Genomic DNA, 13,699 nt, shown 5'->3' on the forward strand with positions numbered 1-13,699 from the left:
GTCTCGAGCTCGATCAGACGGCCTGATAGGCGGCGAGAATCGCAGCGATCTGTTCCGGGCTGAGGTTGTTCGACTGGGTAGCCGTAATCGCCCGGAGCTGCGAGGTCGTCATGTTGGAGATCTGGCTGACCGTCAGGCCCGGAATGGCCTGCTGGCTCAAGGCCGCAAGATCCTCCGTCGAGAAGGTCCGCAGATTGTTGGCTCCGAGCGCGGTCAACTGCGTGGAGCTCAGCCCCGCGACCTGAGCCGGCGTAAAGGCCTCAGCCTGCGCCGCCGTCAGCACGCCGATCTGCGCCACGGTCAGACCGCCAATGGCCTTCGGATCCATGGCCGCAATCTGGGACGTGCTCAGCCAACCCATCCGATCCGTGCCGAGGGTTGCCAACTGGATGGCATTCATCGCGCCGACCTGTGCCGACGTCATCGCACCGATCTGGGGCTGGGTCATCGCTCTCAGCTGGTGGTAGCTGATTGCCGAGATCTGCCCGGTGGTCAGTGCAGAGATCTGTTCAGGCTGCAATGTGGCGAAGATGGTGGGCGATAGGCCGCCGATGGCGTTGGGCGAGAGCGCCGCGATATCCGCCGAGGTCAGGGTTTCCAGCGCCGTCTGGCTGAAGGCGGCGAGCTGGGTGGCATTCAAGGCTCCGAACTGGGCAGACGTCATCGCGTCGATCTGACCTGGTGTCAGCGTGGCGATCTGTGCCGTGCTCAGGCCGGGAATGGCTTTTGCGGACAAGGCTGCAATCTGGGTCGTCGTCAGCGCGGAGATCGTCCCAGCCGAGAGGGAGGCGACCTGGGTTGCTGTCAGCGCGCCGATCTGCGCAGCTGTCATCACACCGAGCTGGTCCGGTCTTAGTGCATTCAACTGGTCGAAAGTCAGCGAGCCGATCTGTGCCTGGGTCAGAGCGCCGATCTGTTCCTGGCTCAATGCGGCGACATTGCTCGCCGACAGCCCGGAAATTGCCGCAGGCGCTATGGCTGCAAGCTTCGCATTGGAGAACGTGCCAAGCTGGGCTGCAGAAAGCGCGCTGACCTGGGTCGCGACGAGAGCAGCGATCTGCGCCTGGCTGAGGCTCTCGATCTGGGTTGTCGACATGGACGCGATTTGCGAGGCCGTCAGACCCGGCATCGTCTTGACGTTCAGCGCGGCAATCTTGTCGCTCGTCAATGTGGCAAGGCTGTCATTGGAGAGCGCTGCCACCTGTGTGGCGGTCAAGGCGCCGATCTGGGTCGCCGACAGCAGTGTCACCTGCTGCGGTGTGAGCGCCCCGACCTGGCTCGCGCTCAAAGCCGCCAGCTGAGTGGCCGTCATGCCTGTGATCTGATCGGAGCCCAAGGCGGCGATCTGCTGGGGCGTCAGGCCGCCAATCCCCGCGACACCGATTGCCGCAAATTTGGCGGCCGGAAGATTGGAGAGCTGGGTGGGCGTGAATGCCGCCACTTGGGTGGCAGTGAGGGCGCCCATCTGCGCCGTCGTCAGGGCTTCAATCTGGTTGGTCGACAATGCTGCGATCTGTGTGGTCGACAGGGCGGCCACTGCGGCCGTGCTCAGTGCCGCGATCTGTTCCTGCGACATGACACCGAGCGCTCCCGTCGTCAGCGCCGCTGCCTGAGTCGCGCCCAGGCCGGCGATCTGCTTCGTGCTCAGGGCGTCCACCTGCGTCGCCGTCAGCGCACCAATCTGTTGCGCGCTCATGGCGCCAAGCTGGGCCGGTGTGAGCGCCCCGATCTGGTCCAGGCTCAACGCGGCGATGGTTTCGGTGTCGAGACCGCTTAGAGCATTCGTGGTGATCGCCGCGATTTCAGCGGGCTCGAATGCCAGAATATCCGCATTGCGCATGACGCCAAGCTGTTCAGCGGTCAAACCAGCGATCTGTGTTGCCGTCATTGCGTCGATCTGGCTGGCAGACAAAGCGGAAATCTGATCCTTGCTCAGGGCGGAAATCGTGCGGGCGGAAAGACCTGCGATCTGCTCGCGCGAGAGGGAGGCGATGTTGCTGGGAGACAGTGAGGCGATCTGTGCCGCAGTGACGGCCTGGAGCTGAGTTGCACTGAGTGAAGCAAGCTGGGTCGGCGTGAAGGCGACGATCTGCTCGTTTTTCATCGCAGCAATCTGCGCAGTCGTCAGGCGGGAGATCTGTTCGATGCTCAGGCTTTTAATCTTGCCGGCCGCGATCGAGGAGATGGCGCTTGGCGAGATCGCTGCCATCTCGGCCGCAGACAGGGCGGATAGCTGGACTTCGGACAATGCACCAATCTGCTCGCCGCTCATCTTTGCAATCTGCGCGGTTGTCATGCCATCGATCTGGCTGTCATCCAAGGCTGCGATCTGATCGGTCGTCAGACCTGCGATGGCGGCGGGGGCAATTGCTGCGATCTGGGAGGGCGACCAGGCCTTCACGGCCTGGACGGAGAGGGCCGTGATCTGGGCCGCACTCAATGCTCCGATCTGTGCGGTGGTCATCGCCTCTGTCTGGAACGCCGTCAGACCAGCAAGCTGATCAGCCTTGAGGGCCTTGATCTGGGTCGTGGTCAGTGCCGCGATCTGCTCCGGCGCAAGATTTGCCATACGCTCTGCCGTCAGGCCGGTGATGCCCTTGGCGCTGATCGCCGCGATCTTCGCCGGCGTCATGGCTGCGACCGTCTGTGCCGGCAGTGCCGCGATCTGAGCCGCACTCAAAGCGCTGATCTGGGCGGTCGAAAGCGCGTCCAACTGGTCCGCCGACATGGCGCCGATCTGGTCGGCGGTCAACCCCGCAATCGCTTTCGCGTTCAGCGCGGCAACCTGCTCTTCCGAGAAGCTGGCCAGTGCATTCGCGGGCATGGCTGCAACCTGAGTGCCTGTCAGACCACGAATCTGGGCCGGTGTCAGCCCTGCGATCTGATCAGGTGTCAAGGCAGCCACCTGCGTCGATTTCAAAGCCGAGATCTGATTCGTCGCCATCGCCCCCAGCTGTGCGAGGCTGAGCGATCCGATCTGTGCCGTCGTCAGCCCCGTCACTGCCGGCGGGCTGAAGGCTGCGACCTGAGCCGGCGAGAGAGCTGCGACCTGTGTGGGCGACAGGCTCGATACCTGAGTCGCGGACATGGCGGCGATCTGCGACGTGCTCAGGCTCTGCAGCTGCTCGGTGCTCATGGCCTGCAGCTGGCCGGCCGTCAGACCTGCCACTGCTCGCGGCACCAGCGCGGCAATCTGTGTCGCGGTGAAACCGGCGACCGTCGCCGTCGGCAGGGCCGCGACCTGGGTTGCCCCAAGGGCGCGGATCTGGGTGGGCGTCAGGGCTGACAGCTGGGCCTCGGAGAAGGCCGACATCTGGGTGCCGGTCAGGGCGGCCATCTGGGGCGCGGTCAGTGCTGCTGTCTGCTCCGGGCTCATCCCGGCAATGTGTTCCGTCGTCAAACCAGAGATTGCCCGGGGATTGATTGCCGCGATCTGAGTCGTGGAGAAGCCCGCGACCTGCGCGACCGTCAGCGACCCGAGCTGCCTGGACGTCAGTCCGGCCATCTGCGCCGGTGTCATGGCCGCAATCTTATCGTTTGCGAGCGAAGTGATCTGCGCGGTCGTCAAGCCGACGATCCCACGGGCGCTGATCGAGGCAAACTGGGTGGTCGACATGGCACCCAGCTGGTCGGTGGTGAAGGCCGCGACCTGGGTGGCGCTTAAAGTCTGTATGTGCGCCGGGGTAAGAGCGGCGGCCTGCTGGGGTGTCAGGCTGGCAATCTGAGCAGGCGTCAAGGCAGCGATCTGGGTCGTCTTGAGCGCTGCGATCTGCGTGGTGGAGAGGCCCGAAAGCACCTGCGTCGACATACTTCTCAGCGCAGCGGTGTTGATGGCTGCCATATCCGATCCTGAGAAGGTCGCGAGATCTTCGGGGCTGAAGGCAGCCAGCTGGGTGGCCGTCAGGCGCGCAATCTGGCTTGAAGTCAGCGCTTCCGACTGGGCAGTATCCAGGCCTCCGAGCTGGGTCGAGGTCATCGCGGCGATCTGAGTCGTTGCCAGACTGGAGACGTCCTCCGTCGACAGAGCCGCGATCTGGTCGAGCGTCAGACCCGTGATGGAGCGTGGCGCAATCGCTCTCAGCTGCGACGTCGACAGTCCGGCAATCGCCTCGGTCTGCAATGCGCCGACCTGCGACGAGGTCAGGGCGCCGACTTGTGCGCTCGACAGCTGGCGGACTTCATCGTCGGACCACGAACTGACCGTCTGATTGGAGAGTGTCCGGATCTGGGCGGGGCTGAGCTGGGAAATCGGCGACGTCATGTCAATCGGCCTCTGGTTTAAAACGAATGTGCTTAAAAGGGGTGGACCGGTCAGTATCCGGCCGACCGAGACGAGAGGTTTCGATCTTCCCAACGCCTTCCGGCACAAAGTCTTGCCGGGCGGGTCACGGGGTGCCGCCCAGACGGCACGTTTCTAGTTCCCTAGGCTTGCCCGAGCCTGTGCTTCCACAGCCCCCGGTTGGAGAGGCCAGGCGGCCCGCAGGCTGGCGCGGAACCGGCCAGAATTGTCTTAAATCAAGGTGAGCCCCGGACCGTGAGGGCATGCTGAGTTCATCTAGAAACAGATCGGGCCTCTGGGGGGCCTACGACAGCAAGCGTCTTTCGTTTTGAAGAGACGAGAGCACGAAGGAAAAGGCATGACAGATCACCTCGCGCCCTCAATGCCCTATGCCCTGTCGGCACAAGAGGTCCTCGCGGCCATGAAAACGAATGCCGCAGGGCTGCATACCGAGGAGGCGCAGCGCAGGCTGGCGCGTTACGGGGCAAACCGCCTTCCTGCCGCTCCCACGCGCAGCGCGCTTCTCCGGTTCCTGTCACAGTTCCACAATGTGCTGATCTATGTGCTGATCGGCGCTGCGGCCGTCACCGGCTTCCTGCAGCACTGGATCGATACAGGGGTCATCCTTGCCGTTGTGATCGGCAATGCCATCGTCGGATACCTGCAGGAGGGCCGTGCAGAAGATGCGATGACGGCGATCAGGGTCATGCTGGCGCCACATGCCGCCGTTCTCAGGGACGGCCGCCGGACGTCCGTCGATGCGGCAGAACTCGTCCCCGGCGATATCGTGCTTGTGGAGGCCGGAGACCGGATACCGGCAGATATGAGACTCCTGGAGGCGCGGAGCCTGAAAGTGGAGGAGGCGGCCCTCACGGGCGAATCCGTGCCGGTGGACAAGTCCCCTGAACCTGTCTCATGCGACGCCGTTCTGGGCGACCGCAGTTCCATGCTCTTCAGCGGTACGCTGGTTGCCACGGGAACGGGCCGCGGGCTTGTGGTCGCAACGGGCATGGCCACGGAGATCGGCAGGATCAGTGGCATGCTGGAGACGGTCGAGCCTCTCTCGACGCCCCTCGTTCGGCAGATGGATGTCTTCGCCCGCTGGCTGACCCTGTTCATCCTGATCATCGCAGGGCTGCTGCTCGTCTACGGTACAGTTGTCGGGCATCTGCCGTTCGGTGAACTGTTCATGACCATTGTCGGTCTCTCCGTTGCGGCCATTCCCGAGGGGTTGCCCGCGGTGATGACCATCACGCTCGCGGTCGGCGTCCAGGCCATGGCGGGCCGCAACGCGATCGTGCGGCGTCTGCCGGCGATCGAGACGCTCGGATCTGTGTCCGTGATCTGCACGGACAAGACGGGCACGCTGACGCGCAATGAAATGGTCGTTGCGAGCCTTGTGTCGGCCCGGCATGTCTATGCCGTGGACGGTGAGGGCTACGCACCTCGCGGGGCCGTGCGATGGAACGATGCAGACGCCCATCCTCAGGACCACGCGGTTCTCATTGAATTTGCGCGCGCTGCCGGGCTTTGCAACGATGCGGTTCTGCGCTCGGCGAATGGGGCCTGGCGCGTGGAAGGCGACCCGATGGAAGGGGCGTTGATGGCGCTTGCCGGCAAGATCACCGGCCGCGGGCACGATCCTTTCACAGAGGGATGGCGGCGCGTGGATGCCATTCCCTTCGATGCGGCGCATCGATACATGGCCGTGCTGCATGTGGACGAGCACCATCAGCATCATATCCATGTGAAGGGCGCACCCGAAGCCGTGCTTGCTCTTTGTACCCTGCAGCGCATGCCCGATGGTGCGACAGCCGGGCTCGACTTGCCGTATTGGGACCGGATGGTCGAGACGCTGGCTGCGGAGGGGCAACGAGTGCTGGCTGTGGCGGTGGGCGTCCCCCCGCCTGGTGAAACTTCGCTTTGCCAGGAGACCATCGCGGGCACCTTGACGCTGGTCGGCCTGGTCGGGCTTATCGATCCGCCGCGTCCGGAAGCCGTTCTTGCGGTGGCGGATTGTCATCACGCAGGTATCCGCGTGAAGATGATCACCGGTGATCATGCCGCAACCGCGCGGGCGATCGGCGGGTTGATCGGTCTGAGGAACAGCGAGAAGGTGCTGACGGGAGCGGATCTCGACCGGATGGACGATGCCACCCTTTCTCTGGCCGCTTCCGAGACGGACATCTTTGCCAGGACATCTCCTGGGCACAAGCTCCGTCTGGTGATGGCGCTTCAGTCCCAGGGTCTGACTGTCGCGATGACCGGTGATGGCGTCAATGATGCTCCCGCTCTCAAGCGAGCCGATGCTGGCATCGCGATGGGCGTGAAGGGCAGCGAAGCGGCCAAGGAAGCGGCTGAGCTGGTTCTTGCGGACGACAATTTCGCGTCCATCGCGGCTGCGGTGCGGGAGGGCCGCACCGTCTATGACAACATCAAGAAGGTGATCAGCTGGACCTTGCCGACCAATGCCGGGGAAGCCACGACGATCATCATCGCGCTGTTTGCCGGACTGGCTCTTCCGGTCACCGCCGTCCAGATACTCTGGGTCAATCTGGTGACGGCGATCACGCTGGGGCTCGCGTTGGCTTTCGAACCTTCGGAGGAGGGAACGATGCGTCGGCCTCCGCGCCCGCGCAACGAGCCGTTGCTGACTGCCGATCTCATCTGGCATGTCTTGCTCGTCTCCGCCCTCTTCGCCGCTGCCGTTTTCGGCATCTTCTTCTATGCCTTGGACAAGGGCCATTCGATCGAGCTTGCCCGCACCATGGCGATGAATACGCTGGTGGTCATGGAGATCTTCCATGTCTTCTTCATCCGAAACATCTACGGCACCTCGCTCACATGGCGGGCGGTTCGCGGAACAAAGGTCGTCTGGATCTGCGTGATCTCGGTGACGCTTGCCCAGTTTGCCGTCACCTATCTGCCGATCATGCAGTCCTTGTTCGGCACGCAGAGCGTTCCGCTGCAAGATGGAGTGCTGATTGTTGGACTGGGTATCGTGTTCTTCGCCCTGGTCGAGGTCGAGAAGCAGATGCGTTTAGCCCTGCGAAAGCGGTTCTGAGTCGTTTGGCTGTGCCGCGTTCCAGATCAAATTCGCGTGGAATCGGCCTCGCGCAGAAAATGCCGCCCCAGGTGGCCTACACCGTCCTGGATATCGGCTTCGATCGCCTTCGACAGGGCGATCGGATCGCTCGCGCGGATCGCATCCATGGCCTCGGCATGGCGGTCGATGCGGTAGCTGTCCTCAAGTTTTGCGGTTGCGAGCCGCATGAAAGGCCCGAGCCGCAACCAGACGGATTCCATGAGGTCGAGAAGGACACCACTCGCGCCGGGTTCGTAAAGGGTGCGGTGGAAGAGAAAATTGAGTTCGGTCGAACGAAGAAGATCTTCGGCCGCATAGGCCTCGTCTATGGACCGGTCGATCGCCTGCAGGCGGTCGAGGCGCTCGTTGTCGATGTGCGGCAGTGCCCTGACAGCGGCGAGCGTTTCCAGGGCAATGCGAGCCGCGATGATTTCCTCGAACTTCGAAAGCGTCATTTCCGGCACGCGGACCCGGCGGTTGTCGAGATATTCCAGGGCCCCGTCCGCGACAAGCCGATGCAGCGCTTCGCGCACCGGCATGGCACTGACGCCAAGGTCATCTGCAACGCCGTTGATGGTGATCGGCAGACCGGGGGCTACGGCACCGGACATCACGCGTGCCCGCATGGTGCGGTAGACCCGTTGCTTCAGCGATTGTTCAGCCCTGCGCTCTTCGCTTGCCATCGTTCAGCCGATATCTCCGTCTCAGATCAAGATTGGCAGCCCGGACATTTACCCGAAGCGCGTTCACCCTCTTGAAATTTGATCAAACTAACATTTGGTATAGAAGAAGACAGCGCAAGGCCTGAAGTGCCTCTTTTCGCATGGATCAGGAACATCACATGACCGCCAAGACCATCGGCATTCTCGTTACGGGCCATTCCCCGGCAGAACTCACGCCCGAATACGGCAATTATGCCGACATGTTCGCGGCGCTGCTTGGCGGTTTCGACTTCTCGTTCAAGCGTTATTTCGTCGTTGACGGCGAGTTTCCGCAAAGCCCCACCGAAGTGGACGGCTGGCTTCTGACGGGATCGAAGTTCGGGGTTTATGAAGATCACGATTGGATCCGCAAGCTCGAGGATTTCATCCGCCAGGTGCATGCAGCCAAGGTGCCGATGGTCGGCATCTGTTTCGGTCACCAGGTCATGGCCAAGGCGCTCGGCGGTCATGTCGAGAAGTTCAAGGGCGGCTGGTCTGCCGGGCCGGTGACCTACAAGCGCTCGGATACGGGCGAGGAGCAGGTACTGCTTGCCTGGCATCAGGATCAGGTGATCACGGTGCCCGAGGGAGCCGAAGTCGTCGGCAAGACCGACACCTGCGAAAATGCCGTTCTCCGCTACGGCGACTGGGGCCTTTCCTATCAGCCGCATCCGGAGTTTTCACCGCGTTTCTTCGAGGGGCTCGCCGAGGCCCGCAAGTCCGCGATCCCCGAGCCGCTGTTCGAGAAGGTGAAAAAGGTCGACGTACCGATTGCGACGGACCGCATCGCCCGGGAAATCGGCGAATTTCTCGGACGCGACCGCTGATCTTGGTCAGGCGCTTCGTCCCGCGTCCCAGCTTTCCTTGATGAAGGCTTCGAAGAAGTCCGAGAATGTCGCGACCCGCAGCGGCAGTTGCTCATAGGGCGGATAGTACAGGGTGAGCCAGATTTCCGGCGTGCTCCAGTCGGGGAGCACTTCCACGAGCCGGCCGGCACGCAAGTCCTCCTCGACGATGAAATGCGGCAGAAGGGCGATGCCCTCGCCTGCGACAGCCAGCTTGCAGAGGAAATCGCCGTTGTTGATCGCGAAGCGGCCCTTGGCTTCGATGGTTCTGGTCTGCCCGGGCCGGCTCAGCACCCAGGTCTCCGTTTTCAGCTGATCGTTGTAGCTCAGGCATTCGAGCGCACTCAGGTCCTCAGGCATAACAGGCATGCCATGGCGGGCAATGAAGGCGGGTGAGGCGACCAGCAGCCGGGGCACGGGGCGGATCTTGCGCCAGATCGTCGACTTGTCGGTCGGCGGGCCGGAAATGCGGATCGCAAGGTCGTAATTCTCCTGAACGATATCGATGAAGCGGTCGGAGAGTTCGATTGCCACGCTGGTGCGCGGATGGATGATCGCAAACTGTGAGAGGACCGTCGGCAGGACCTTCATGCCGAGCGACATCGGGGCCGAGACCCGCAGCGAACCGGCGGTTACCTTCTGCAGGTCCCGGGTTTCTTCCGTGGCGCGGGCGAGGCCCTCGACCAGCGGGGCGACACGGGCGGCATAGGCGGCGCCGGCGGAGGTGAGCGAGACCTTGCGGGTGGTGCGCAACAGCAGCTGCACGCCGAGCTGTTCCTCAAGACCTGAAACCGTGCGGGTCACCGAGGCAGGCGTCATGCCGAGCAGGCGGGCGGCGGCGGTGAAGCTGCTCTGGTCCGCGACCGTCAGGAAGGTTCTGATCGCTTCGAGCTCGCCCATTGGATTATTGCTCCCAGTGAAATAATATCCACAATATTACAACTGTTCACAACAGGAAAGCCATGGCCCATATTCCGTTCAACAGAACAAGACCGGCGCGAGTGCCGGGAAAGGATCAAAGCCATGATTACCCAGATCAAAGGCCTGCATCACGTTACCTCGATGGCCGCGGATGCCCAGGAAAACAATGACTTCTTCACCAAGACGCTCGGCCTGCGCCGCGTCAAGAAGACCGTCAACTTCGACGCTCCCGATGTCTATCACCTCTACTACGGCGACGAAGTCGGCAATGCCGGATCGGTCATGACCTATTTCCCCTTTGCCAATATGGGCAAGGGTGGCCGCGGCGCCGGTGAAGTGTCGGAGACTGTCTTCTCCGTGCCGAAGGGCACGCTCGGCTTCTGGCAGGAGCGTCTGTCGAAGGAAGGTGTCAAGGAGCTTGGCTCCTATTCGCTCTTCGGTGAAGACCGCCTGCGTTTCGCCGGTCCCGATGGCGATGGCTTTGCCCTTGCCGAAGTCGATGGCGACAGCCGCGTGCCGTTTGCCGGTGGTCCGGTCGGAGTCTCCGAAGGCATTCATGGCTTCCGGGGCGTGACCATGCGGTTGCGCGACGAAGGGGCTACGGGTGAACTCCTCAAGTTCATGGGTTATCAGCCGGTCGACAAACAGGGTGACTTCGTGCGCTACGCAGTCCCCGGCGGCAATGGCGCCGACTATATCGATCTCGAAGTCTTGCCCGGTGCATCGCGTGCGCAGCAGGGCGCCGGATCGGTCCATCACGTGGCCTTTGCCGTCGAAGACCGGGCCGCCCAGCTCGACGTGCGCAAGGCGCTGCTCGACACGGGTTACCAGGTCACGCCGGTTATCGACCGCGATTACTTCTGGGCGATCTATTTCCGCACCCCGGGTGGCGTGCTGTTCGAGATTGCCACGAACGAACCGGGCTTCAACCGTGATGAAGACACCGCTCATCTCGGCGAGGCGCTGAAGCTGCCGACCCGTTACCAGCAGTATCGCTCGCAGATCGAAGCCCATCTGCCCCCGATCCAGGACTGAACGCACAGAGGACGATGCCTGCCACCCAGGCGTCGTCCCTGTTGCAGAGGAAATCATCATGGCAATCGACAGTTATATCCATCACTATCAGGCACCCCAGGGTGCCGCACCGCTGGTCTTCACCTTCCATGGGACCGGTGGAGACGAACATCAGTTTCCGGGACTCATAAACCGGATCCTGCCCGAGGCGGGTATCGTCTCGCCGCGCGGGGATGTCTCGGAATACGGGGCAGCCCGCTTTTTCAAGCGCACCGGCGAAGGCGTCTACGACATGGCCGACCTCGCCGAGCGGACGGCGAAGATGGCGGCATTCATCCGCGCTCACAAGGCGCAGAGCCCGGATCGCCCGATCTATGGGCTCGGTTATTCGAACGGTGCCAATATCCTGGCCTCCGTCCTTTTCGAAGCGCCCGATCTCTTTGACCGCGTGGTGCTGATGCACCCGCTGATCCCCTTCGACCCGCCGGTTCAGCCGGGGCTGGGATCGCTTTCCGCGCTGATCACGGCTGGTCAACGCGACCCGATCTGCCCGCTGCCGCTCACCGAGCGTCTGATTTCCTACTTCGAGGGGCAGGGGGCATCGGTCGAGACGTTCCTGCATCAGGGCGGGCACGAGGTCTCGCAAGGTGAGATCGATGCGATCGCCGCCTTCCTGCAGAAGGCGTGAGCCCAGTCTCATCAACTTGAGAAGGCCCGAGGCAGAGCTTCGGGCCTTTCGCGTTTCGGGGTTTTCAGCCGATCCGGATAAGGGCCTTGATCAGGCCGGACTTTTCGCGCGCCCAGCGCGGCAGGTCTTCCGCCAGATCGTCCAGCGTAGTGCGGTGGGTGATCAGCTGGTCGATCGGCACCAGACCGTCCGCAATCGACTGGCGCACATGGTCGAAATCGATGCGGGTGGCGTTGCGGCTGCCGATCAGCATCATCTCACGCTTGTGGAATTCCGGATCGGAGAAGGTGATGTCCTCCTTCACGACGCTGACGAGCACGAGAGCGCCGCCATGGGCGACGAAGCGGAAAGCGCGTTCCATGGAGGCTCGATAGCCCGTGGCATCGAAGACCACATCGAAGCCGTCGCCACCGGTCAATTTCTCGACCGCTGCGTCCAGGCGATCATCGGCAAGCAGGCCTGATGTGAAACCGAGGCGGTCCGCTGCCATGGAGAGGCGTTCCGGACTGGTGTCGAGCAGGGTGACGTCATGGCCGGCGATGCGGGCGAAGATTGCCGTGCCGAGGCCGATCGGACCGGCGCCAATGACCAGTGCCCTTGAACCCGCAGGTGACAGGGAGCGACGGACTGCATGCGCCCCGATCGCCAGGAATTCGACGGTGGCCGCTGCCTCGGGTGACAGATCGTCTGCCGGATAGAGATTGCCAGCGGGAACGGTGATTTCCTCGCACATGGCGCCATCGGTATGCACGCCCAGCACGCGGATATTCGTGCAGCAATTCGGCTTGTCCTTGCGGCAGGCGATGCATGTGCCGCAGGCGATGTAGGGATTGACGATGACCTTTGTGCCGACCGCGATGTCCACGCCTTCGCCGGCTTCGCGAACCGTTGCCGAGATCTCGTGGCCCATGACGCGCGGATATTCGAGGAAGGGGTGCTTGCCCTCAAAGATATGATAGTCCGTTCCGCAGATCCCGACATGGCTGACGGCGATGCGGACTTCGCCCGGCTTCGGTCGGGGTGCGGGAACGCGCTCGACGATCTCGAGACGGCCCGGTTCGACACACAATGCGGCCTTCATCCTGGTTCCTTTCGGCTGCCCGGCAAGTTCTGATGAAAAAAAGGGGGATGCCATTCGCGGCACCCCCACCTTGGGAAAATCAGCGGCTGCCGCGACGGCGGAGCTGGTCGAAATAGACGATCAGGATGATCAGGGCACCGGTGATGATGCGCTGCCAGAACGAATTGACGTTCATCAGGTTGGCGCCGTTGTTGATCGTCGCCAGGATGAAGGCGCCGAGCAGCGGGCCCTGGACCGAGCCGACCGCGCCGAAAAGGCTGGTCCCGCCGATGACCGAAGACGCGATCGCCTGCAGTTCCCAGCCTTCGGCCTGGGTGGCGTTGCCGATCCCGATGCGCGAGGCAAGCAGGATGCCGACGAAGGCTGCACAGGTCGAGGACAGGATGTAGGCCATGTAGATGGTGCGGTTGACATTGACGCCCGAGAGGCGCGCCGCTTCGCTGTTGGAGCCGACCGCGAAGAGATAGCGGCCCCAGCGGCTCAGGTGCAGGAAGATATAGGCGGGCACGGCGACCACGATGACCATCCAAAAGAGGCTGGGTACTCCGAGGAAATCGGCGCGGGCGAAATTGGTGAAGGCCTCGTTGGAGATCGAGATCGTCGAGCCATTGGTGATCAGGAGGCCGATGCCGCGCAGCGAGGTGAGCGTTGCGAGCGTGATGATGAAGGGCGGCAGGCCCATGCGGACGATGCCGAAGGCGTGGAACATGCCGATCGCGACGCCCATCAGCAGCGTCAGGATGATGGCGATCCAGACCGGAACGCCGGCGGCCAGCAACCAGGCGATGATGACGCTGGCAAAGCCGACCACGGCGCCCACGGAGAGGTCGATGCCCGAGGTGATGATGACGAAGGTCTGACCGACGGCGAGGATCGCCGTCATCGCGCCCTGACGCAGCAGGTTGCTGATGTTGTTGGGCGTCCAGAAGCTGTTGGTGGCAAAGCCGAGCAGCAGCCAGAGGAAGAGCAGGAGGCCGACCAGCGTGAGGCTGAAGAGGATGCTCATGCCCCTCTTCGGCGCGACCTTGGTCTCGGTGTTATCGGTGCTCATTGGTGTCCTCCCAGTCGTCTTTTCATGTCGCTTG

9 protein-coding genes are annotated in these 13,699 nt (G+C 62.8%); 4 read left to right on the forward strand and 5 right to left on the reverse strand.

The features are described from left to right. Nucleotides 1-13: 13 nt before the first annotated feature. Nucleotides 14-4,261, reverse strand: coding sequence for a hypothetical protein (locus tag H6M51_RS06765; RefSeq protein WP_185809123.1), 4,248 nt, complete (start codon nt 4,259-4,261; stop codon nt 14-16). A gap of 376 nt (nt 4,262-4,637) precedes the next feature. Here H6M51_RS06765 and H6M51_RS06770 point away from each other — a divergent pair, with 376 nt between their 5' ends. Next, entirely contained in the window at nt 4,638-7,343 is a 2,706-nt protein-coding gene (locus H6M51_RS06770) for a cation-transporting P-type ATPase (RefSeq protein WP_185809124.1), read from the forward strand. A gap of 26 nt (nt 7,344-7,369) precedes the next feature. Here H6M51_RS06770 and H6M51_RS06775 read toward each other — a convergent pair whose 3' ends face one another. Next, nucleotides 7,370-8,047, reverse strand: a complete 678-nt coding sequence (locus H6M51_RS06775; protein ID WP_185809125.1) for a GntR family transcriptional regulator — start codon at nt 8,045-8,047, stop codon at nt 7,370-7,372. Between the two features lie 158 nt (nt 8,048-8,205). Here H6M51_RS06775 and H6M51_RS06780 point away from each other — a divergent pair, with 158 nt between their 5' ends. Further along, nucleotides 8,206-8,892: a type 1 glutamine amidotransferase gene (locus H6M51_RS06780; RefSeq protein WP_185809126.1), complete on the forward strand. Its 687-nt coding sequence runs from the start codon at nt 8,206-8,208 to the stop codon at nt 8,890-8,892. Nucleotides 8,893-8,898: 6 nt separating this feature from the next. On the opposite strand, the gene H6M51_RS06785 is transcribed toward H6M51_RS06780, so the two are convergent. Next, nucleotides 8,899-9,810, reverse strand: coding sequence for a LysR family transcriptional regulator (locus H6M51_RS06785; RefSeq protein WP_185809127.1), 912 nt, complete (start codon nt 9,808-9,810; stop codon nt 8,899-8,901). Between the two features lie 123 nt (nt 9,811-9,933). Here H6M51_RS06785 and H6M51_RS06790 point away from each other — a divergent pair, with 123 nt between their 5' ends. After that, nucleotides 9,934-10,866: a ring-cleaving dioxygenase gene (locus tag H6M51_RS06790; protein ID WP_185809128.1), complete on the forward strand. Its 933-nt coding sequence runs from the start codon at nt 9,934-9,936 to the stop codon at nt 10,864-10,866. Between the two features lie 58 nt (nt 10,867-10,924). Then, on the forward strand, nt 10,925-11,533 hold the full coding sequence (locus H6M51_RS06795; protein WP_185809129.1) for an alpha/beta hydrolase: 609 nt from the start codon (nt 10,925-10,927) through the stop codon (nt 11,531-11,533). 64 nt (nt 11,534-11,597) lie between these two features. Here the strand turns inward: H6M51_RS06795 and H6M51_RS06800 are convergent, their stop codons facing one another. Beyond that, a complete protein-coding gene (locus H6M51_RS06800) occupies nt 11,598-12,614 on the reverse strand; it encodes a zinc-binding alcohol dehydrogenase family protein (protein WP_185809130.1) in 1,017 nt (338 codons plus the stop codon). Nucleotides 12,615-12,693: 79 nt separating this feature from the next. Continuing rightward, a complete protein-coding gene (locus tag H6M51_RS06805) occupies nt 12,694-13,665 on the reverse strand; it encodes an ABC transporter permease (RefSeq protein ID WP_185809131.1) in 972 nt (323 codons plus the stop codon). Between the last annotated feature and the right edge of the window lie 34 nt (nt 13,666-13,699).

Origin of the sequence: Rhizobium sp. AQ_MP, assembly GCF_014237835.1 — a bacterium.
Lineage (GTDB): Bacteria > Pseudomonadota > Alphaproteobacteria > Rhizobiales > Rhizobiaceae > Allorhizobium.

Coding starts and splice junctions, on each gene's coding strand:
- H6M51_RS06765 (WP_185809123.1), bottom strand. CDS start 4,261: ATGACGTCGCCGATTTCCCAGCTCAGCCCCGCCCAGATCCGGACACTC.
- H6M51_RS06770 (WP_185809124.1), top strand. CDS start 4,638: ATGACAGATCACCTCGCGCCCTCAATGCCCTATGCCCTGTCGGCACAA.
- H6M51_RS06775 (WP_185809125.1), bottom strand. CDS start 8,047: ATGGCAAGCGAAGAGCGCAGGGCTGAACAATCGCTGAAGCAACGGGTC.
- H6M51_RS06780 (WP_185809126.1), top strand. CDS start 8,206: ATGACCGCCAAGACCATCGGCATTCTCGTTACGGGCCATTCCCCGGCA.
- H6M51_RS06785 (WP_185809127.1), bottom strand. CDS start 9,810: ATGGGCGAGCTCGAAGCGATCAGAACCTTCCTGACGGTCGCGGACCAG.
- H6M51_RS06790 (WP_185809128.1), top strand. CDS start 9,934: ATGATTACCCAGATCAAAGGCCTGCATCACGTTACCTCGATGGCCGCG.
- H6M51_RS06795 (WP_185809129.1), top strand. CDS start 10,925: ATGGCAATCGACAGTTATATCCATCACTATCAGGCACCCCAGGGTGCC.
- H6M51_RS06800 (WP_185809130.1), bottom strand. CDS start 12,614: ATGAAGGCCGCATTGTGTGTCGAACCGGGCCGTCTCGAGATCGTCGAG.
- H6M51_RS06805 (WP_185809131.1), bottom strand. CDS start 13,665: ATGAGCACCGATAACACCGAGACCAAGGTCGCGCCGAAGAGGGGCATG.